Source organism: Qipengyuania huizhouensis, assembly GCF_019711635.1.
GTDB classification, from domain to species: domain Bacteria; phylum Pseudomonadota; class Alphaproteobacteria; order Sphingomonadales; family Sphingomonadaceae; genus Qipengyuania; species Qipengyuania huizhouensis.
On record NZ_JAIGNT010000002.1, the window covers coordinates 225,865 to 245,648 of the forward strand.

The window sequence follows — 19,784 nt, forward strand, 5'->3', positions numbered from 1 at the left end:
AATATATGTCAAGGGCAAGCGAAAGGAGCTTCTCATGACCACCCCCCTGATCCGCGCCTTCTTCGATGAACCCACCAATACGGTGAGCTATCTCGTCTGGGACGCGGCCACCATGCGCGGTGCGGTGATCGATCCCGTGCTCGATTTCGATCTCGCCGCGGGCAAGGCGGACATCCGTTCGGCCGAAGCCATCCTCGATGCGGCGAAGGAAGAAGGCGTCACGCTCGACTGGGTGCTGGAAACGCATGCCCATGCCGATCACCTTTCCGCCGCACCCTTCATCAAGGCGAAGACCGGCGTGGCGATCGGTATCGGCGAGGATATTCGCAAGGTGCAGAAGATCTTCCGTCCGGTTTTCGGGCTCGACGACCTGAAGACCGACGGTTCGGATTTCGACCATTTGTTTGCCGATGGCGAACGCTTCCGGATCGGCGAGATGGAAGTCGAGGTATTGCACGTGCCCGGCCACACCCCGGCCGACGTTGCCTATCACATCGGTGATGCGGTCTTCGTAGGCGATACGCTGTTCATGCCCGACTATGGCACCGCTCGGGCAGACTTCCCCGGCGGCGATGCGCGCCAGCTCTACCGTTCGATCCGCCGCCTGCTCGAACTGCCCGGGGACACGCGCCTGTTCATGTGCCACGATTACAAGGCGCCCGGGCGCGATACCTACGCCTGGGAAACCACTGTGGCCGAACAGCGCCGCAACAGCGTCCATGTCCACGACGGGGTGAGCGAAGACGAATTCGTCGCCAGGCGCGAAGCGCGCGATGCCGACCTCGCTGTCCCGCGCCTGCTGCTCCCCTCGGTCCAGGTGAACATACGCGCGGGCAAGTTCCCCGAAGCGGAAGCGAACGGCGTCGCCTACCTGCGCATTCCCGTAATGCCGGTGCGGGAGTCGGTGGAGCCCAAGCCCTAACTCAGCGCAAAACTGGCGAGGGCTTCGCGGTTGGCAATCCGGATCTTTCCATAGCCGCGCTTCACCAGCCGCTGGCGTTGCAGTTCGCGCAGAGCGGCGTTGGCGGTGGCGCGGGTCACGCCGAGAAGGTCGGCCAGCTCCTGCTGGGTGATGGTGACCTCCGCCGCGCCCGTTCCTTCGCCCGCCATAGCGGCGAGCAGCCCGGCCAGGCGCGCCGGGTTGGTACCGTGCCGCAGTCCGGCGAGTAGCGATAACGTATCCTGCAACTGCTCCGACAGCGCACCCAGTAGCGCGCGGCTGGACGCGGGGTAATTGCCCAGCGCATCGAGGAAGGCGCGCGCGCCGATCAACCGCAACCGGCTGGTCCCGCGCGCAATGGCATCGACGATCCGCGGCTTGCCCGAAAATACTGCCAGCTCCCCATAGGAATCGCCGGGGCCCAGCAGGGCGACCGCGCGGAACTCCCCATCGGGCAGGAATTGCCCGACCCGCACCGCACCGTCCTTGATCAGCCAGAAGCCATCCGCCGCATCGCCCCGCTGCTGGATGATCTGCCCGTCGGCAAATTTGCGCAGATGCGAGATGCGGACGAGATGCGCTTGCAAGCCGTTATCGAGCGCCGAAAACAGCATCGGCGTGACCAGCGATCGCCGAGTCGCATTCAAATGTAAAATTCTGGACATTCTTGCGCTTCGGTAAAGGTTAGAAGGCAAATCGACAAGTTCGCCTCGGGGAGAGAGAACCATGCCCGCATCGACCATCGCCATCCTTGCCATCTATCTCGGCTTCGCGTTGCTCGAGCTATGGCGCAGCAATCTGTTCGCCAAGCCAGGGCAGACCCGTGACGACGGGATCGTCGAGGCGGCCAGCATTGTCGTGCTGCTCGGCCTGACCCAGCCGGCAATCCTGTTCCTCTCCGCTGCGTTCGCTGGAATGGTCGCGCCGCAATATGCCGGCGCGCTTGCCGATCTGAACGCCTTCGCGGCAATCGCGCTGTTTCTCTTGCTCGACGACATGATGCAATATTGGTGGCACCGCGCAGCGCACACCTTCCCGTGGCTCTACAATCTCCACCGCCCGCACCACAACGCGCGCTACATGAGCGTGCGGGTCGTCTACCGGAACAATCTCTTCTACTACATGATGATGCCGGGCATCTGGCTGTCGGGCGTGCTGATCTACCTCGGCCTCGGCTGGGTCTATGCGGGCTATATCGTGGTCAAGCTGGCGGTCATCACCGGCGCGCATTCGGACATCGCCTGGGACCGGCCGCTTTACGCAGTTAAGTGGCTGTCACCGGTGATGTGGCTGGTCGAAAGGACCATTTCGACCCCCGCCACTCATCACGCGCACCACGGCCGCCACGCGAGCGATCCGGCGGTCCATTACAAGGGCAATTACGGAAACCTGCTGTTTTTCTGGGATGTACTGTTCGGCACCGCAAAGATCACGCGGACCTATCCCGAAAGTTACGGCGTGGAGAACCTGCCGCCGACCACGTTGGGCCAGCAACTGCTGTGGCCGGTGTTCCCGGAGCAAAAAGGGTTGATCGCGGAGGAAGGGTCTGCCGTGATGAGAGAGGCCTGAGTGGGGATGGCTGCTATGGGTCGGGAGCGGCCTGTCGGGTTTGGTTGAACATTCCGAAAAGGACCGAGTGGGACTAAGGTCCGGTTCACCCGCAAGTTTCCAATGCCGTGCGGCCTTTTGTCAGAAAAGGAACCAGACCATGAAATCATTCGCGGTTGCAATTCTTTTCCCGCTGTCGGCAATGCTCCTGCCGCTGCAAACGCACGCGCAAATTACACCCGAGGTGGCGACGGTTTTACAAAAACCGATCGCGATCGAGCGGGAAGAAGTGGTCGCGAGAGTGCCCCTCATCCCGCACATGGGCAAGTTCTCGATCAATGCAGCCATGAATGGTCTCGAACGCCGCTTTGTTTTCGACACCGGGTCTCCCACCATGATCTCGCGCGAGCTTGCAGCCGAGCTCGATCTGGTAGTAATCGGCTCGAACACCGGGCGCGACGCCAACGGACGGGAGGTTACGACCGATATCGGCATCGTCGACCGGTTGACGATCGGCGGCGTGACGTTCCGCTCCGTGCCGGTGCTGGTAAGCGATTTTCGCGCCATCGATCCGGCCGGATGCTTCATCGACGCAGGCGTGATTGGCTCGGAAATATTCCCCGGCAGTGTCTGGCACATCGATGCAGAACGGCAGATCTTGCAGATCGCGGAACGCCTTGCGGATTTGCCTGAGATTGCAGCGGCGGAAGATACGATCGTCGTCCCGCTGCACGACTTCGGCTATCCGCACGCCCCGGTATTCGATTACGCCATAGGTGAATTTGCCGACAAGGGCCTGTTTGACACCGGCAATTCCGATACCATCGTTCTGTTCGACCAGGTGATGCAGGACGCTCGGGTTGCAAGTGCGATCATTCCTGGCACCGTACGCGAGGGACGCGGTTCGCACGGTGTGTCAGCCGCTGGCCTGGGAGCCGACACTGACCTGCTGCGCTTCGAGATCGAGGGCATGCGGATGGGAATGACGGAGCTGGGAAAGCACCGCGCAACGACGCGCAGCGCCCCTCCCTCTCTAGTTGGGCTCGGCATCCTTGATACGCACGATGTAGCGCTCGACTATTCGGAGGCGCGGATAATCCTCCATCCCCGTGAACGGCCCCATACCGCTCCTCCGCATCCGGGCTATGCGCTGATGCAACTCGCCGGGAACGTTCGCGTCGTACAACTTTACCACGGCTCGCTGGCAGAGCGGGCCGGCTTGAAACTGGGAGACAAGGTGGTGGCCATCGACGACCGGACGCTTGCGACCGGCGCATCCAATTGCGAGACGGCGCAGTGGTTGGTGGAAGCGGGCCCGGCCCGGTCGGCGCAGCGGCTGACGGTGCTACGAAACGATCAACCGATCGAGATTCGCTTGGTGGAATAGCAAGATGCGGCTTTCGCAGTCCTAGCTACTTCTAACCCTCGAACTTTGTGTCGAGGGTAATCTCTGCCTTGAGCAGCTTGGAGATCGGGCAATTGGCCTTGGCGTCGGCGGCCAGCTCCTCGAACTTGGCCTGATCCATCCCTTCGACCTTGCCCTTGGTGGAAAGCGCCGACCTGGTCACGGTGAAGCCTCCATCCTCCTTTTCCAGCGTCACTTCCGCGCTGGTGGTCACGCGGCCGTCGGTGAAACCGGCTTCGGCCAGCTTGAAGCTCAGCGCCATGGTGAAGCAGCTGGCATGCGCGGCGGCGATCAGCTCTTCCGGATTGGTCCCCGGTGCATCCTCGAAACGGGTGTTGAAGCCGTAGGGCTGGGCGGCGAGTGCGCCCGATCCGGTGGAGACATGGCCCTTGCCGTCCTTGCCGAGGCCCTCATAGGTGGCGCTGCCCGAATTCGTGATCTTCATGAAAAAGCTCCTTTCGGGAATGAGACGTCCCGAAAGGAGCTATGTTCCTTTGCCCGGCGTGCTGGCGGCGATCAATCGTCGCGTTCGCGGCGCCTCTCGCGGCGGCGTTCGCGCCGGTCTTCACGGCGTGCATCGCGTCTCGCGTCGCGGCGATTGTCCATGCGCGCTTCGCGACGGGCATCGCGAATGGCTTCGCGTCTGGCTTCACGCCTCGCTTCCTGCCGTGCCTGTTGCCTGGCGCGCTGACGAGCCTGCTGGCGGGCTACCTGCCTGGCCTCGCGCCTTGCTTCCTGCCGTGCATCGCGTCGGTATTCGCGGCGATATTCACGCCTGGCATCCCGTCTGGCGTCGCGGCGATATTCGCGCCGTGCTTCGCGGCGTTCCCAGCGGTTCCAGTTGGCGCGGATGCGGCGTTGGTCGCGGATCGCGGCCCTGCGTGCCATCCAGTAACGCTGCTGGCGTGCATTCCAGCGGTAGGCCGTCCGGTTGGGGTCATAAACGTAATAACCGGTGCCCGGATAATAGTAATCGTCGTACCAACCATAGTAGCCGTCGTCGTAATATCCGTCATCGTAATATCCTGCGCTGCCTACTGACAGTCCGCCATATGAACCGATGCTGCAGGCGCCTAGTAATGTAGTTGCCGCTGCAAGGCCAGCTGCCTTCATTATGGATAGGGTCATCCCGAAATCTCCTGAAATATTGGGAACTTTCTAGGAGGACTCCATTGAACGCATTCTGAACTTCGGGTCACGCCCCGTTCAGAAATAAAAATTGAACCCAAGGGCAGGTTTTTCTTTCGATTACTGCCGGATGCGCACTAGATACCGAAGGCCTTCAGGAAGGCATCGAACAACCCTTCCAGCCCGCCGCGAATGCCTTTCCGGCGGCCCGCATAGGGTGTTTCTTCCAGCACCAGCACGCCCTCTCCGCCTTCTATACGGTCCCGCAGCAGCGGTTCACGGCCGAGGAGATAGGGAACGAAGGTTTCGTTGCGGGCGACCGAATAGGACAGGTCGGCGGAAAAGCCCGCCAACTGGTCCTGCCCGAAGCGGCGGCCGCTGTCGACCGGCTCCACCCGCACGCCGCGTCCGCCCTTGACGATCAGCCGGGCAGGGCCGTGGAAGACGAGGAAGCGCAATTGCTGGGTCAGCCATGCGTTGAGGCTGAAGAGCCGCCAGTGGCTGGTGATCCGCAACGGCCTATCCTGCGGCTGGACCACTGCGGCCAGCGTGCGGGGCTGAAGCACCATGGCCGCGCCTTGGGGCAGGTCGATGGCGGTGATTTCGGCGAAGGGATCGTCATCGGCGGAAATCACTGTCGTCGTGTCGCTGCCACGCACGCGGGTCAGCATGGCCATGCCGCTGGCAAGGCTGGCGAGCGGGGCCTTCCAGTCGAGCAGGGCGCGCGTGCGCAGTTTCGCATCCGCCGGGCTGGATTGCAGGAAACCTTGCCGCACCAGCAATTCCTCCCCTGCTCCGAGCCGGACGGGGATCGAGGCGCGCGACTGTTCCTGCGGCGGTTTCACTGCCACGCTGTTCATGCCCGGAACCGAGATCCGGATCGCCCGCCGCCGCTGCGCGATGGGGGCGATGACATAGTAGAGAAGGGTGCGGATCAGATAGGGCAGGAGCAATATACCCAGCAACGCCCATGCGGCGGCGACCAGAACTTCGCGCAGGCTCGTTTCCGACATACCCAGCGTCGTGTCGGGCAGGGCAGCCATGTCCCACTCGCGCGCTTCCTCGTAGGCTCGGTGGGCCTTTGCGAGCTTTTGACTGGCGGCAAGACCTGCGTTTCGCCGGGTCTCGCGGCTTTCTGCCGCATCGCAGCGGCGGTCGCGGGTCGCCTCCAGCACCTCCCGTTCGCGCAGGAAAATCTCGCGCGTGGTCTGGTCCAGCATGCTGCGCCGCTCGAACTCTTTCAGATCCTTCTCGGCGCTGTCGCAAAGCCGGTGGGATACCCGCACGGCATTAGCGGTCGGAATTCTCGAATAGCGGTCGAACTCGGCCTCTGCCCGGGTAATGAGCGAGCCGGCAAGCTTAGCCTTCCGAGCGGATTCGAGTGCGTCAATCTCGGCTTCGAGCGCGGCGTCCCGCAATTTCGCACGCTGCAGGGCGAGAATGCGCGAAGGACGGACCGCGTCGAGAAACCCGTTGCTCTCCTCGATCTCGCGCTGCACTTCTTCCTGCTGGCGGCGCGCCTGCACCAGCCGCCGGTCGATTGCCCCCACGCCCATGGCCCGAATATCCGCCTCGCGCTGCGTTAGTTCCGACTGAAGCTGTTCGCGTTCCTGCAGGACAGTCTCGCGGATCTGGGCAACGGACATGGTGTCCTGCCGCAGGCTGTCGCTGCCGAATTGCGGCACGATGCGCGGCCAGGCGAGGATGTAGAAGGCAAAGGCAAGACAGAGGACGAGATAGAGCAGTCCCGTCCGTCCCAGCCATCCGAAAACTACTCTCATGCTTCCTGCCCGGCAGGCCGGCCCCGTCCTTGCCTATCGGCGATGGAGAGTTCGGCGCGACCCGATGGCATGGGCCGCCTCAGATGATCCCGGTTTCGCGGCCCGCTTTCTCGAAGATTTCGAGTATCTGTCCGACTTCTTCTTCGCTGTGCTCGGCACAGAGCGAGCAGCGTAGCAGGGTCATATTGGCAGGCGTTGCCGGGGGCCGTGCAAGGTTCACATAGAGCCCGCCGCGGATCAGCGCCTCCCACATATGCGCGCCTTTTTCGAGATCGGGCATGATCACCGCGATGATCGCGCTCTGCGCCTCCTCGGTCCCCAGCTTGAAGCCGAGATCGCGCAGACCCTTGTGCAGGGCGCGTGAATTTTCCCACAGATGCGCGCGCTTGTTGGAGCCGTGCATGAGCTTGCGGATGCTGGTGGCCGCAGTCGCGACCACGCTCGGCGGCAGCGAGGCGGTGAAGACATATGGACGGCAGACGAGGCGCATGATCTCGAACTTCGGGTGGTTCGAGACGCAGAAACCGCCCACCGTGCCGACACTCTTGGAGAAAGTGCCGATGATGAAATCGACATCGTCGATCACCCCCGCATCTTCCACCACGCCGCGGCCGTTCTCGCCGATGAAGCCCATCGAATGTGCTTCGTCGACCAGCACCATGGCGCCGTATTTCTTGGCGATGGCGACCATTTCCTTCAGGGGCGCAATGTCGCCGAGCATCGAATAGACGCCTTCGAGCACGACCAGCTTGCCCGCACCTTCGGGGATGCGGCGCAGGCGCTTTTCCATCGCCTCGATATCGTTGTGTTTGAACGGCACGACTTCGGCCTGGCCCATCGCGCAGCCGTCCCAGATGCTGGCATGGCTGTCGATGTCCAGAACGATGTAATCGCCCTTGCCCGCGATGGTGGAGATGATCCCGAGATTGGCCTGGTAGCCGGTCGAGAAGACCATCGCATGGTCCATTCCGTAAAATTCGCGCAGCGCCTCTTCGCATTCCTTGTGGCCCTGGTAGGTGCCGTTGAGGACGCGGCTGCCAGTGGTGCCGGAACCGAAATCGGACAGGGCCTGCTTTCCGGCTTCGACCACATCGGGATCGAAGGTCATGCCCATGTAATTATAGGTGCCGAGCAGGATCGTCTCGCGCCCGTTACAGATCGCGCGGGTGGGCGAGAGCACCTTTTCCATCACCAGGTTGAACGGATCCTCCCGCCCCTGCGCAAGCAGGCCTTCGCGCAGCGCGATGACATCGTCGAACTTGGAGAACAGGTCCCGGTTATCGCCTTCCAGCGCCTCGGGCTTGTCCGGCTGAAGGATGCCTTCGCTCATGAATCGGCCTGGAGCTTGTGGACCGCGTCAACGAGCTGGCCGTAATTCTCGATTTCGGCCTGCTGGTTCATCGAGATGATGATGTCGAATTCGTCTTCGATCTCGGCAACGAAATCCATCACCGTCAGGCTGTCGAATTCGAGATCGTTCTGGAAAGTGGTCTCTTCCTTGATCTCGATGCCCTTCTTGTTGAAGGGTTCGGCAAGTTCGCGGATTTTCGCGTCTACCTCTGCACGGTCCATTGGTGGGTCCAGTTCTTCAAAATAAGCGGTGCGGCCCGCGGTGCTACGGGTCCGAACGAATGGGGCGGCAAAGCGGTTTCCGGTGCCGCTTGTCAAGCGTGCAGCCGTTTCTCTCAGTCGGAAAGCAGCTTGCGCACGGCGGCCATGAAGGGGCCAATCGACACCGGTTTGGCAAGGTAATCTTCCGCGCCTGCATCGCGGATCCGCTCTTCATCGCCCTTGCCGGCATAGGCGGTTACGGCAAGAACGGGTATACTTTCCAGCGACTTGTCGGCCTTCAGCCGCGCGATCAGATCCACCCCGCTGACATTGGGAAGCTGGATATCCATAATGACCAGTTGCGGTTCGGATTTCTTCGCAGTGGCCAGAACATTGCTTCCGTCGGAAACCGGCACCACTTCATAACCGTTCGCCTTCAGCACGTCACAAAACAGCTTACGGTTAAGGTCGTTGTCCTCGACAACGAGGATTCTCTTTGCCACGGGGCCAGTCACTCCTGCGAATATGGACCGCAGGCTTAGGAGCAAGCGAAAGGACTGACAATTCCGGTAAGCGATAAATCGGCGGATCGAGACGAGCGCACGCCCGAGGTGTTCGCACTGGAAGCGCTCGGCTGGGCGCTGACCGATGAAAAGCGCGCTGAGCGCCTGCTTTCATTGACGGGTCTCACCCCCGAACGTCTGCGCCACGGAATCGACGACCGCAGCGTCCAGGCAGCGGTGCTGGACTTTCTCGCAGGCCACGAACCCGATCTCGTCGCCGCTGCCGATGCCCTTAATACCAGGCCCGAAACCCTTGTCGCTGCCGCGAAGGAATTGAACGCATGACCCGCCCCTTGATCATTTCCGACTGCGACGAGGTGTTGCTCTACATGGTCTCGCCCTTCAGGGACTGGCTGGCCGAAACGCAGGGCGTGGAATTCCGCATGAGCGGCAATGATTTTTCGCAGGCGCTGCGCTGGCAGGACAGTGGCGAGGTGCTCGAGCAGGATGAAATCTGGCGCAAGCTCGGTCAGTTTTTCGACACCGAAATGCACAGGCAGGCCCCGATTCCGGGAGCGATCGAGGGGATCAACACACTGGCCGAGGAAGCCGATGTGGTGATCCTCACCAATCTCGTGGACAAGCGGCAAGCGATGCGGACAGAGCAGCTTGCGGGCCACGGCCTCAACGCACGAGTCTTCACCAACCAGGGCCCCAAGGGCCCGGCACTGCAGAACATCCTTCAGGAATATCGCCCGTCCAAGGCGATTTTCATCGACGATCTGGCGCAGCACCACCGGTCCGCGCGCGAAACGATTTCGGATATCACGACGCTCCACCTGTGCGGCGAGCCTATGCTCGCCCCGCATATCGACTGCGCCCATAGTTCGGGCCATGCCGACGCGCGGATCGACAGCTGGGATGATGCTTTGCCGTGGCTGCGAGCGCAACTGGAAAGGGAAAACGCATGAGTATCGAAGCCAAACTGGAAGAGCTGGGTATAACGCTGCCCGAAGCGGCTGCGCCCGTTGCCAGCTATCAGCCGCTCGTTGTGTCGGGCGACACGGCCTATGTCTCGGGCCAATTGCCCTTTGTCGATGGCAATCTCGTTACCGGCAAGCTGGGCCAGGACGTCACGCTCGAACGCGGACAGGAAGCGGCGCGCGCCTGCGGTTTGATGATCCTCGCGCAGTTGAAGGCGGCAGGCCTGCTCGACCGCGTGGAGAAGGTCGTCAAGCTGGGCGGTTTCGTTAGTAGTGTGCCGAACTTTACAGGTCAGCCCAAGGTGGTGAACGGGTGCAGCGACCTGATGGCCGAAGTGTTCGGCGATGCGGGCCGCCATGCTCGCAGCGCGGTCGGCGTACCGGTGCTCCCGCTCGACGCCGCGGTCGAGGTTGACGCGATTGTCGCTCTTCGCCCCGCTTGACCGGTTAATCGTTCACTCGCCCGATCCAGCGCGGGTCGGGTGGTTGCGTGAATGGACCTATGCTCATCGCGGGCTGCATGGCCCGGGCGTGCCGGAGAATTCGCTCGCCGGCTTCGCGCTGGCAGTCGAGCGCGGCCTGGGCATCGAATGCGATATCCAGCGCAGCCGCGATGGCTGTGCCATGCTTGTCCATGACTGGGAACTCGAACGGCTGACCGGCGTAAGCGGGCCGCTTGCCGCGCATAGCGCGGAGGAACTGGCGCAGATCGCCTTCCTCGACAGCGAGCACAAGCTGGCGCGGCTCGACGACCTGCTGCCAATCGTCGGCGGACGGGTGCCGATCCTGATCGAGATCAAGTCACGGCGCGGATACGATGTGAAACGCAGCTGCCGTGCGGTGGCGAAGGCGCTCGAAGGCTATGACGGGCCGCATGCGGTGATGAGCTTCGACCCGCGCGTATGCGTGTGGTTCGTAAAGCACTCGCCGCAGACGGTCTGCGGCCTCGTGATGCGTGAAGATAAAGTCGGCATGACGCAGAAGGCGTGGCAGCGGCACATGGCGCTGTGGGTCGCGAAGCCTGAATTCCTGGCCTATCACGTTGCGGCATTACCCAACTCGATGGTCTCCGCACTTCAAGGCCGTGGTATGCCGGTCCTGACCTGGACGGTGGATTCTCCCGCCGCTCGCGCGCACGGCCTGGCGCATGCAGACGCCTTGATCGCCGAGGGAGAAGGCCTGGCGTGAACGGGGAAGGGCTAGCCGCGCGAATCGCCGCATCGGTCGGCTCGATAGACGCCGCGGCATGGAACGCGCTGGCAGGCGACAATCCCTTCGTTTCCCACGAATTCCTCACCGCGCTGGAAGATTCGGGCAGCGTTGGTCCCGGCACGGGCTGGCAACCCGTGCCGCTGGCGATTTCTTCCGGAGACGGCCCGCCACTTGCCGCCATGCCCGCCTATGCCAAGGGTCACAGCCAGGGCGAATATGTCTTCGACCATAGCTGGGCCGATGCCTATGAGCGGGCCGGAGGAAGCTATTACCCCAAGCTGCAGATCGCCGTACCCTTTACCCCTGCCACGGGACCGCGACTGTTGCTGTCGGACCCGGCGCTGGCCCCGCCGCTGCTGTCGGCGGCCGAGCAGCTTTGCCTGCAGAACCGGTTCTCCTCTGCCCACGCCACCTTCATCGAACCGGATCAGGTTCCGCTGTTCGAAGCATCGGGGTGGCTGCTGCGGAGCGATATCCAGTTCCACTGGATCAATCAGGGCTTCGGAAGTTTCGACGATTTCCTCGCCACGCTGACCTCGCGCAAGCGCAAGGATCTGCGCAAGGAACGCGCTGCTGCGCAGGCAGGTTTGGAAATTGTCCGGCTCACCGGCGATGCCATCCGCTCCGAACACTGGGATGCGTTCTGGCATTTCTACCAGGACACCGGGGCGCGAAAGTGGGGCCAGCCCTATCTGACCCGCGCAGCCTTCGACCTGCTGGGCGAAAGAATGGGCGAAAAAATCGTGCTGGTACTGGCGCTGGAAGACGGCGAACCCATTGCCGGGGCACTCAACTTCATCGGCGCCGAGGCAATTTACGGGCGATATTGGGGCTGCACGAAGCAGGTCCGCTTCCTGCATTTCGAGTTGTGCTATTATCAGGCTATCGATCTGGCGATCGAGCGGGGCCTATCGCGGGTCGAGGCGGGTGCGCAGGGCGGGCACAAGCTGGCCCGCGGCTACGAACCGGTCGAGACCGTTTCCGCCCACTGGATTGCCGATCCCGGCTTCCGCGCGGCGGTGGCGGATTTCCTCGAGCGCGAGCGCCAAGGCGTGGCCGCCGATCGCAATTATCTCGAGAGTCGAACGCCCTTCCGCAAAGGGGGTTGATTCAGGCAACCTTGCGCGATCCGTCTGCCAGCCATTCGCGCGCGCGGCGCTGGGCTTCGGCGATCTCGCGGGCAGTCATCTCATCGGAAACGTCCGCCCGGCACCAGGCCGCTTCTTCGTGACCCTTCGAGGCAGCGATGTTAAACCATTTGTGGGCTTCGATCATGTCGGCGCAGCAGCCGTGGCTGCCGGTCGAAAAGGCGACTCCCAGATCGTAGAGCGCATCGAGACTGCCGTTCTCGTAGTCACGCATATATTCGTTGATGGTGACCAGAGCTTCGTCGCTCTGCTCGATACGGCCTGCGCCGCCTTCAATGGCCTTGAGTTGCATGTTCGGAAACTCCCCCGTTCCGGATCCGGCCCCCGCCGGTGAAGTCCAAGTTCGCCTGTTATGGTCAATAAATAGTTAACGGCGAAAAGCATCGAATTGCGTCGATCCTCTTCGGTAGTCTGCGCTTAATCTGTCACAGCCTATGGGAATTCCCGAAAGCCGCTTGCGGGCATTCTGTGGCGCTCCTATAGGCCGCGCCATCGGAGCGCCGCGGGAGCCGGAAAAATCCGGGCCAGCGGGAAGGCGGCTCTCCGCACAAGAGAGTTGGGAAGAAGGGTACCACACTCAATGGCCACTACGGCTTCGAATGTTTCGGAAAAGCTCGCCAAGGCGAAGGCTGCCGTCGACCCTGATTATGTGCCCTCGGATGACGAAGAATACATGGGGGACAGGCAGCTCGATTATTTCCGCATGCTTTTGCTCGACTGGAAGAAATCGATCCACGATGCGGCCGACCAGACGCTCCAATCCCTGCAGGATGGTCCGATCCGCGAACCCGACCTCAATGATCGGGCCTCTTCGGAAACCGACTGGGGTATCGAACTGCGGACCCGTGATCGCCAGCGCAAGCTGATCTCGAAAATCGACGCTGCCCTGCGACGGATCGACCAGGGCGAATATGGCTGGTGCGAAGTGACCGGCGATCCGATCGGCCTGAAGCGTCTTATCGCTCGGCCGGTCGCGACCATGACGGTCGAAGCGCAGGAAGCGCATGAACGCCGCGAGAAAATTTCGCGCGACGATTGAACGTCTTACTGGAAAAGTTAGCGGATTAACCGTTTTCGCCAACCATTGGTTATCATCCTGCGCGTAGGTTTCTTGCCATTGGGACAGGACGCGACCGGGATCGATAATAACGGGAAGCGAAGTGTGATGACTGCAATCGACACGCGCAATCTGAAGCGCGACAGCCTTTTCCTCATGGCCGACGTGCGGCTCGAAGGGTCTGAGCGGAGCGAACGGGTCAAGGTCCGCAACCTTTCCGATGGCGGCATGATGATAGAAGGCGAACTGGTCGCCTCAGCCGGGCAACGCGTCGTAGTCACCTTGAAAAAGATTGGCGAAGTAGGTGGTGTGGTGGCGTGGAGCCAGAGCGCGCGCGTTGGAATTTCCTTTGACGAACCGGTCGATGCCGGGCTCGCCCGCACCAGCCTCGTGAGCGAAAAGTCCGAGGCACCGCGCTATGCCCGCCCCGCAGTCGCTCCGGCAACGCACGTCTGGGGTGTCCGCCAGGTCTGAACGGCGTGCTTGAACATAGGCGCGGCGCTGCTACGTCGGAATTATGCGCTGCCCCATTCCGGTCCTGCTGATCTTCGCCCTGCTGGGCGCCTGCAGCGCCGGCGCGGATGACGGCGAGGTCGACGTGGCCTATATCGGTACTACCGCATCGCTGTTTTCCTCCGATCGGGAACTGAACGCCGGGGCGCAGTTGATGCGTTCCGCCCAGCGGCAGGGCCTCGTGCGCCTGAACGCACAGGGCGAAGTGGTCCCCGGACTGGCCGAACGCTGGATCGTGACCGACGACGGGGAAAGCTACATCTTCCGAATCAGGGAATTCGATCTGCCGGATGGAACGCGCCTGACGGCGCAGGCCGTGGCGGACAGCCTCGACCGCACGATCGACCGGCTCGATGGCACCAGCCTCGGTTTCGATCTGGAAAAGGTGCTCGATGTGCGCGCAATGACGGGGCGGGTCATCGAGATACGTCTGCGCAGCCCGATGCCGGGCTTTCTCAGCCTGCTCGCCCAGCCCGAACTGGGTATTGCCCTGCGCAATACCGATGCGGGGCCGATGGTGGCGAATCTCGAAAACGGCGCGGCCGTGCTTCAGGCCTTGCCCCCAGAACAGCGGGGCTTGTCCCCGCAGGACGACTGGGAAGACCAGGTCAGGACGGTGCGCATCAGCCCCCTTGCGCCGCAAGCGGCGGCTCGCGCCTTCGCACAGGGACAGGTCGACATTCTCCTTGGCGGACGGCTGGAGACCTTGCCACTGGCCATTACCGGGGCCCTGTCGCGCGGCACGGTACGGGTGGATCCGGCAATCGGACTCTACGGGCTGGATGTGGTGCGGCCCGAGGGTTTTCTCGCTTCACCGACTAACCGCGAAGCGCTGGCGCTGGCGATAGATCGGCCCGCACTTGTGCAGCAGTTCAATCTTGCCGGCTGGACCGGATCGAGCCGGATCGTGGCCGATGGCCTGCCGGGCGATGATGGTACGGTGGGCGAACGCTGGCAGGGTCTTTCGCTGGAACAGCGGCGTGCACGCGCTTCCTCGATCGTGCAGCAATGGAAAAATGGGGCCGGTAGCGATGTCATGCTTGCCATCGCACTGCCGCCCGGTCCCGGCTCCGACTTTCTCTTTTCCGCCCTTGCACGAGATTTCTCGGCGATTGGGGTCGATCTGGAAAGGGTTCAAAGCGCAGAGTATGCCGACCTAACCCTGCGCGATACGGTCGCGCGTTATCCCGGCGCGCGCTGGTTCCTGAACCAGTTCAATTGCGAGGTTTCGGCACCAGTCTGTTCGGCGGACGTGGATTTCCTCGTCCAGCTTTCGGTCGACGCGGCGAACCCGGCGGAAGAAGCGTCGTACCTTTCCGAAGCGGAACAGACGCTCACCGCGACCAATCTCTACGTCCCCCTGGGCGCGCCTATCCGCTGGTCGCAGGTGCGGGCGGGGGTGGAAGGATTTTCGGAAAACAGCTGGGCTTTCCATCCCTTGTTCCCATTGAGCCGCGCCCCCATCTAGGCTCGATGGAAGACAATCGCCTTACGCCGATCGAGCCTGAGAATGCCTCTGGGAATACGGGATTCGGTTCGCAAGGCACCACGGGACCGCTGCGTTTTGACTTTCCGACCGGCAGCGATCCTCAGTCGATCCGTCGCCGGGTCGAAGCGATGGAGATGATCCTTGAGCGCAGCCTGGTCTTGCCGGGCACGAACTACCGGATCGGTCTCGATACCATCGTGGGTCTTGTGCCCGTGATTGGCGATCTGATTACGGCCGCTATGGGTAGTTACATCGTCTGGGAAGCGCGCAATCTCGGCCTGCCGAAATGGAAGCTGTGGCACATGATGGGTCGCATCGGTTTCGATACGGCGGTGGGCGCGGTACCTCTGGTGGGGGATGCGTTCGACCTCGTTTACCGGTCGAACAGCAGGAACCTGAAGACGATCAGGAAACATCTCGACAGGCATCACCCCGAAACGAAGGTCATCGACCAGTAGTTTGCGCGGCGCGTAATGCGCGCTAGGGCGGCGGGCATGGCTTCCGACGTTACCTATTCGAGCTATCTCGATCTCGACCGAATCCTGTCCGCCCAGCATCCGGCCAGCGATGCGCATGACGAGATGCTGTTCATCATCGTCCATCAGGCCAGTGAGCTGTGGCTCAAGCTGTGCCTGCACGAACTGGAGGAAGCCCGGACCTGCATCCAGCAGGACCGGCTGCGCCCCGCCTTCAAGATGCTCGCCCGCGTGGCGCGTGCGCAGGGGCAGCTGATCCAGAGCTGGGACGTGCTCAGCACCATGACCCCGCATGATTATTCGACCATCCGCCCCTTCCTCGGCGGATCGAGCGGGTTTCAGAGCGCGCAATACCGGATGATGGAATTTCTCCTCGGCGGGCGTAATCCGGACATGATCACCATGCACGAAGCGACGCCCGAAGTGGCCAAGGAGCTGCGTGAGGAACTCACCCGCAAGAGCATTTATGCCGAGGCTATCGCACTGCTGGCGCGGCGCGGGCTCGATATTCCGGCAGAGGTGCTCGCTCGCGACCATGGCAGCCCTTGGGAGCATTCGTCCGCGGTGGAGGCCGCCTGGGCTGAAATCTATCGCGATCCGAAAGAATATTGGGACCTCTACGAACTCGCCGAAAAGCTGGTCGATCTCGAATACCATTTCCAGCGCTGGCGGTTCGGCCATCTCAAGACGGTCGAGCGGATCATCGGTTTCAAGAAGGGCACCGGTGGAACTCCTGGCGTTCCGTATCTCGCGGGCGTGCTTAAGGCTGCCTTCTTCCCGGAACTTCTCAGCGTGAGGACGGCCCTGTGAGCAGCTGGAAGAGCAAGCGCCGTATCTGGGATATCAGCCAGGTCCTCCGTCCGGGCCTGCCCGTCTGGCCGGGTGATACCGCCTTCGCTTTCGAGCGCACATGGCGGATGGACGAAGGCTCGCCAGTCAATGTCGGCAAGATGACCATGAGCACGCATTCGGGCACCCATGCCGATGCGCCGCTGCATTATGCCGAAGACGGGCTCGACGCAGCGAGCATGGAGCTCGACCCCTATATCGGCACCTGCCTCGTGGTCGATGCGCGCGGCGTGAACGGCGAAGTCGACGTGGCCGATCTGCCGCATATCGACAGCGTGGACCGCGTGCTGTTCCGAACCTGGGACGCGTTCCCACATGACGAATGGCGCAGCGACTGGCTCCCGATCGCCGCCGAAACGGTCGAATGGCTCGCGCTGCAGGGCGTCAAGCTGATCGGCACCGATGCGCCCAGCGTCGATCCGCAGGAGAGCAAGACGATGGACGCGCATCACGCGGTGCTGAAACACGATATGCGCATTCTCGAAGGGCTGGTGCTCGATGACGTGCCGGAAGGGCGTTACGAACTGATCGCCCCGCCGCTCAAGGTTGGCGGCGGCGATGCCGGGCTGTGCCGTGCGATCCTGCGGGAGCTTGCGTGATGCTCGACCGGGCAAGAGTCCTTGATGCGGGCGATCCCTTGGCGGACTATCGCGAACGCTTCCTCGTGCCAGAAGGCGTGATCTACCTCGATGGCAATTCGCTGGGCTGCCTGCCCAAGGCCACGCCAGCACGGATCGAACAGGTGGTGCGCGAAGAGTGGGGGCAGGACCTCATCCGCAGCTGGAACAGCGCCGGCTGGATCGACATGCCCGTCCGCGTCGGGGCCAAGATCGCCCCGCTGATCGGCGCGCAGCCGCACGAAGTGATCGCCTGCGATTCGACCAGCGTGAACCTGTTCAAGCTGATTTCCGCCGCGCTGGCGATGAGGCCGGATCGCAAGGTCGTTCTCAGCGAACCCGGCAATTTCCCGACCGATCTCTACATGATCGACGGGCTGGAAAAGCAGGGCCTTGCGACACGGCGACTGGCCGAGCGGGGCAAGCTGGTCGAAGCACTGGGTGACGACGTAGCCCTGCTGCTGCTCACCCACACGCATTACAAGACCGGCGAACTGTTCGACATGGCGGAACTGACCCTCGCCGCACATGACGCAGGCGCGCTGGTGCTGTGGGACCTGTCCCATTCGGGCGGCGCGCTGCCGGTGGACCTGAACGGGTGTGGAGCCGACTTTGCCGTCGGCTGCGGCTACAAGTATTTGGGTGGCGGCCCCGGCGCGCCGGCCTATGCTTTCGTCGCCGAACGGCATCTGGAAGCCGCGCAGCAACCGCTGACCGGCTGGATGGGCCACGCCGCCCCCTTCGCCTTCAGCGACGATTACGCCCCTGCACCGGGCGTCGAGAAACTGCTCTGCGGCACGCCCCCGATCCTCGGCCTCGCCGCGCTGGAAGTGGGCGTCGACCTCATCGCCGAAATCGGTGTCGAACGGCTTTATGCGAAATCGCAGAAACTGTCCGAGTTCTTCCGCCAGTGCCTCGCCGAACAGGGCATCATACTAGACCTCGTCAGCCCGATCGATCCCGCCCAGCGCGGGAGCCAGCTTTCCTTCCGTGCGTCCGCGGCCTACGCCATCTGCCAGGCGCTGATCGCTCGCGGCGTCATTGGCGACTTCCGCGATCCCGATATCCTCCGCTTCGGCTTTGCCCCGGCCTATCTACGCTTCGAGGATATGACCGAAGCCGCGCGGCATCTGGCAGAAGTGCTCGAAACCGGCGAATGGCAGCGCGACGAATTTCGCGAGCGGGCAGCGGTTACCTGATAACTAAAATGGGGTGGATTTGCGACCGTCGGCTGTTAGCCAAGGAAACCTCAAAAGCGGTCACCATATTAGACCGACCAAGTGGAGACGCAGCCCTGTCGGACCCACTTGTTCTCTATCCTCGAAAAATAGCAAACACCGCCGCTACCGAGCAATTCACCACCGAGCCAGCCTCCGGAAATAGCTGCTTGTCTGGCGTCCGATGAGATCCAGAATTTGTCGAAAGGAATGTCATTGGAGTGATGAAGCGTGACCCGGCCGCCTGGGCATCGAACTCGGGCTGGTAGCGCCTTAAATTTCTCATCGCCGGAAATGGCGTTTAGGTCAGCCATTCTTTTGGGGTCTTCTTCCCAGGAGACAGTCCCGAACGGCTGCCATTCAACATCAGCGGTCATTTCACAGATCGCTTCAATTTCTATCGGTGACAAAGCCAGAGATGACGGAGCGGTTGCGCATCCCGATAATAGCCCGACGCCGGCAAAACAGAGCAACCGTAAAATCACAGTCCGCTTTTATGCAGTTTGCGAGGCATTGGAATGTCCTGAATGGCGTCGTTAGCAGACTTCCCGCACGTGCTGTCCTACATCCCGCAATTTATGCCATCGCGGCATGATGCGTTGCCAGCTTCCCCTTCACAAACACCGTAGAAAACGGGCTACCGCTCCCTCCAGCTTTTTAGCTCTTGGACAGTGTAACAGGTGGTCCATGTCTCAGCGTCACACTCGCGACGCTGAACGAATCACGCTTCCAGTTCGATGTCCCAATAGAGCCAGTCGCGCCAGGTTTCGTGGAGGTAGTTCGGCGGGAACTGCTTGCCGTGCTGCTGCAACTGCCAATGCGTCGGGCGGATCGGTTCGGCATAGAGCTGCATCCCGGCCTGCTTCGGTGTGCGGCCGCCCTTCTTCATGTTGCAGGGCGCGCAGGCGGTGGCGATGTTTTCCCATGTCGTCTTGCCGCCCAGTCGGCGGGGGACGACATGGTCGAAGGTGAGATTGTGCTGGTCGCCGCAGAACTGGCAGGAAAACCGGTCGCGCAGGAAGACGTTGAAGCGCGTGAAGGCCGGAAATTCGGACGGCTTCACATATTGCTTCAGGGCGATCACGCTGGGGATCTTCATGTCGAGATTAGGCGAATGGACCTCGCGGTCATAGGTCTCGATCACGTCGACCCGGTCGAGGAAGATCGCCTTGATCGCCGTCTGCCAGGGCCACAGGCTGAGCGGGTAATAGGACAGCGGCGTATAGTCCGCGTTGAGCACCAGGCTAGGGCACGATTGCAGATTGCGCGTCGGATCCTCGGCGCTACTTCGGAACCTGGCGGCCCGTTCCAGCAGTTCGGCCCTGAACACTTTGGCGTTCTCCCCGATCTCTTGGGTTTGATACATC

25 protein-coding genes are annotated in these 19,784 nt (G+C 62.1%); 15 read left to right on the plus strand and 10 right to left on the minus strand.

Features of this window, described 5'->3' with window-relative positions; all coding sequences use genetic code 11:
* The first annotated feature begins 34 nt into the window (after positions 1-34).
* Positions 35-922, plus strand: coding sequence for an MBL fold metallo-hydrolase (locus tag K3180_RS03605; RefSeq protein WP_221538303.1), 888 nt, complete (start codon positions 35-37; stop codon positions 920-922).
* Here the strand turns inward: K3180_RS03605 and K3180_RS03610 are convergent.
* On the minus strand, positions 919-1,605 hold the full coding sequence (locus K3180_RS03610) for a Crp/Fnr family transcriptional regulator (RefSeq protein WP_221538304.1): 687 nt from the start codon (positions 1,603-1,605) through the stop codon (positions 919-921). The genes K3180_RS03605 and K3180_RS03610 overlap by 4 nt on opposite strands.
* Before the next feature lie 61 nt (positions 1,606-1,666).
* Between K3180_RS03610 and K3180_RS03615 the strand changes: the two genes are divergently transcribed.
* Positions 1,667-2,509 (plus strand): sterol desaturase family protein, encoded by an 843-nt coding sequence (locus tag K3180_RS03615; RefSeq protein WP_221538305.1) that lies wholly within the window; start codon positions 1,667-1,669, stop codon positions 2,507-2,509.
* Positions 2,510-2,648: 139 nt separating this feature from the next.
* Positions 2,649-3,875, plus strand: coding sequence for an aspartyl protease family protein (locus K3180_RS03620; protein ID WP_221538306.1), 1,227 nt, complete (start codon positions 2,649-2,651; stop codon positions 3,873-3,875).
* 31 nt (positions 3,876-3,906) lie between these two features.
* Here K3180_RS03620 and K3180_RS03625 read toward each other — a convergent pair whose 3' ends face one another.
* The 6 genes from K3180_RS03625 to K3180_RS03650 all read right to left on the minus strand — a co-directional run bounded on the left by K3180_RS03625 (position 3,907) and on the right by K3180_RS03650 (position 8,856).
* Complete coding sequence (locus tag K3180_RS03625) at positions 3,907-4,338, minus strand: OsmC family protein (RefSeq protein WP_221538307.1); 432 nt, start codon at positions 4,336-4,338, stop codon at positions 3,907-3,909.
* Between the two features lie 71 nt (positions 4,339-4,409).
* A complete protein-coding gene (locus tag K3180_RS03630; protein WP_221538308.1) occupies positions 4,410-5,021 on the minus strand; it encodes a hypothetical protein in 612 nt (203 codons plus the stop codon).
* Between the two features lie 137 nt (positions 5,022-5,158).
* Positions 5,159-6,802, minus strand: a complete 1,644-nt coding sequence (locus K3180_RS03635; RefSeq protein ID WP_221538309.1) for a coiled-coil domain-containing protein — start codon at positions 6,800-6,802, stop codon at positions 5,159-5,161.
* A 79-nt stretch (positions 6,803-6,881) separates the two neighbouring features.
* Positions 6,882-8,132 (minus strand): serine palmitoyltransferase, encoded by a 1,251-nt coding sequence (gene spt / locus K3180_RS03640; protein WP_221538310.1) that lies wholly within the window; start codon positions 8,130-8,132, stop codon positions 6,882-6,884.
* Positions 8,129-8,374 (minus strand): acyl carrier protein, encoded by a 246-nt coding sequence (locus K3180_RS03645; RefSeq protein WP_221538311.1) that lies wholly within the window; start codon positions 8,372-8,374, stop codon positions 8,129-8,131. The genes spt and K3180_RS03645 overlap by 4 nt, the downstream gene beginning before the upstream one ends.
* Positions 8,375-8,487: 113 nt before the next feature.
* Positions 8,488-8,856 (minus strand): response regulator, encoded by a 369-nt coding sequence (locus K3180_RS03650; RefSeq protein WP_221538312.1) that lies wholly within the window; start codon positions 8,854-8,856, stop codon positions 8,488-8,490.
* A 108-nt stretch (positions 8,857-8,964) separates the two neighbouring features.
* Between K3180_RS03650 and K3180_RS03655 the strand changes: the two genes are divergently transcribed.
* From K3180_RS03655 to K3180_RS03675, 5 genes are read left to right on the plus strand one after another with little or no spacing between them, the layout of a single operon-like run.
* Positions 8,965-9,201, plus strand: coding sequence for a DUF3572 family protein (locus K3180_RS03655; protein WP_345719420.1), 237 nt, complete (start codon positions 8,965-8,967; stop codon positions 9,199-9,201).
* Positions 9,198-9,827: an HAD family hydrolase gene (locus K3180_RS03660; protein ID WP_221538313.1), complete on the plus strand. Its 630-nt coding sequence runs from the start codon at positions 9,198-9,200 to the stop codon at positions 9,825-9,827. The genes K3180_RS03655 and K3180_RS03660 overlap by 4 nt, the downstream gene beginning before the upstream one ends.
* A complete protein-coding gene (locus tag K3180_RS03665; RefSeq protein WP_221538314.1) occupies positions 9,824-10,282 on the plus strand; it encodes a RidA family protein in 459 nt (152 codons plus the stop codon). Before K3180_RS03660 ends, K3180_RS03665 begins: the two co-directional genes overlap by 4 nt.
* On the plus strand, positions 10,260-11,027 hold the full coding sequence (locus tag K3180_RS03670; protein WP_221538315.1) for a glycerophosphodiester phosphodiesterase family protein: 768 nt from the start codon (positions 10,260-10,262) through the stop codon (positions 11,025-11,027). Before K3180_RS03665 ends, K3180_RS03670 begins: the two co-directional genes overlap by 23 nt.
* A complete protein-coding gene (locus K3180_RS03675; RefSeq protein ID WP_221538316.1) occupies positions 11,024-12,160 on the plus strand; it encodes a GNAT family N-acetyltransferase in 1,137 nt (378 codons plus the stop codon). Before K3180_RS03670 ends, K3180_RS03675 begins: the two co-directional genes overlap by 4 nt.
* 1 nt (position 12,161) lies before the next feature.
* On the opposite strand, the gene K3180_RS03680 is transcribed toward K3180_RS03675, so the two are convergent.
* Positions 12,162-12,491, minus strand: a complete 330-nt coding sequence (locus tag K3180_RS03680) for a hypothetical protein (RefSeq protein ID WP_221538317.1) — start codon at positions 12,489-12,491, stop codon at positions 12,162-12,164.
* 288 nt (positions 12,492-12,779) lie between these two features.
* On the opposite strand from K3180_RS03680, the gene dksA reads away from it, so the two are divergent.
* The 7 genes from dksA to kynU all read left to right on the plus strand — a co-directional run bounded on the left by dksA (position 12,780) and on the right by kynU (position 18,399).
* Positions 12,780-13,238 carry an RNA polymerase-binding protein DksA gene (gene dksA, locus K3180_RS03685; protein WP_221538318.1) on the plus strand — a complete coding sequence of 153 codons (459 nt, stop codon included), beginning with the start codon at positions 12,780-12,782 and terminating at the stop codon, positions 13,236-13,238.
* A 126-nt stretch (positions 13,239-13,364) separates the two neighbouring features.
* Positions 13,365-13,730, plus strand: a complete 366-nt coding sequence (locus tag K3180_RS03690; RefSeq protein ID WP_221538319.1) for a PilZ domain-containing protein — start codon at positions 13,365-13,367, stop codon at positions 13,728-13,730.
* Positions 13,731-13,773: 43 nt separating this feature from the next.
* Positions 13,774-15,237: an ABC transporter substrate-binding protein gene (locus K3180_RS03695; protein ID WP_221538320.1), complete on the plus strand. Its 1,464-nt coding sequence runs from the start codon at positions 13,774-13,776 to the stop codon at positions 15,235-15,237.
* Positions 15,238-15,242: 5 nt separating this feature from the next.
* Positions 15,243-15,716, plus strand: coding sequence for a DUF4112 domain-containing protein (locus K3180_RS03700; protein ID WP_221538321.1), 474 nt, complete (start codon positions 15,243-15,245; stop codon positions 15,714-15,716).
* 36 nt (positions 15,717-15,752) lie between these two features.
* Positions 15,753-16,544 (plus strand): tryptophan 2,3-dioxygenase, encoded by a 792-nt coding sequence (locus K3180_RS03705; protein WP_221538322.1) that lies wholly within the window; start codon positions 15,753-15,755, stop codon positions 16,542-16,544.
* A complete protein-coding gene (gene kynB / locus K3180_RS03710; RefSeq protein ID WP_221538323.1) occupies positions 16,541-17,182 on the plus strand; it encodes an arylformamidase in 642 nt (213 codons plus the stop codon). Before K3180_RS03705 ends, kynB begins: the two co-directional genes overlap by 4 nt.
* A complete protein-coding gene (kynU, locus tag K3180_RS03715; RefSeq protein ID WP_221538324.1) occupies positions 17,182-18,399 on the plus strand; it encodes a kynureninase in 1,218 nt (405 codons plus the stop codon). The genes kynB and kynU overlap by 1 nt, the downstream gene beginning before the upstream one ends.
* A 68-nt stretch (positions 18,400-18,467) precedes the next feature.
* On the opposite strand, the gene K3180_RS03720 is transcribed toward kynU, so the two are convergent.
* Together K3180_RS03720 and K3180_RS03725 are read right to left on the minus strand one after the other, a co-directional pair.
* Complete coding sequence (locus K3180_RS03720; RefSeq protein WP_221538325.1) at positions 18,468-18,794, minus strand: hypothetical protein; 327 nt, start codon at positions 18,792-18,794, stop codon at positions 18,468-18,470.
* 344 nt (positions 18,795-19,138) lie between these two features.
* Positions 19,139-19,783, minus strand: coding sequence for an HNH endonuclease (locus tag K3180_RS03725; protein ID WP_247710273.1), 645 nt, complete (start codon positions 19,781-19,783; stop codon positions 19,139-19,141).
* Position 19,784: the final 1 nt, after the last annotated feature.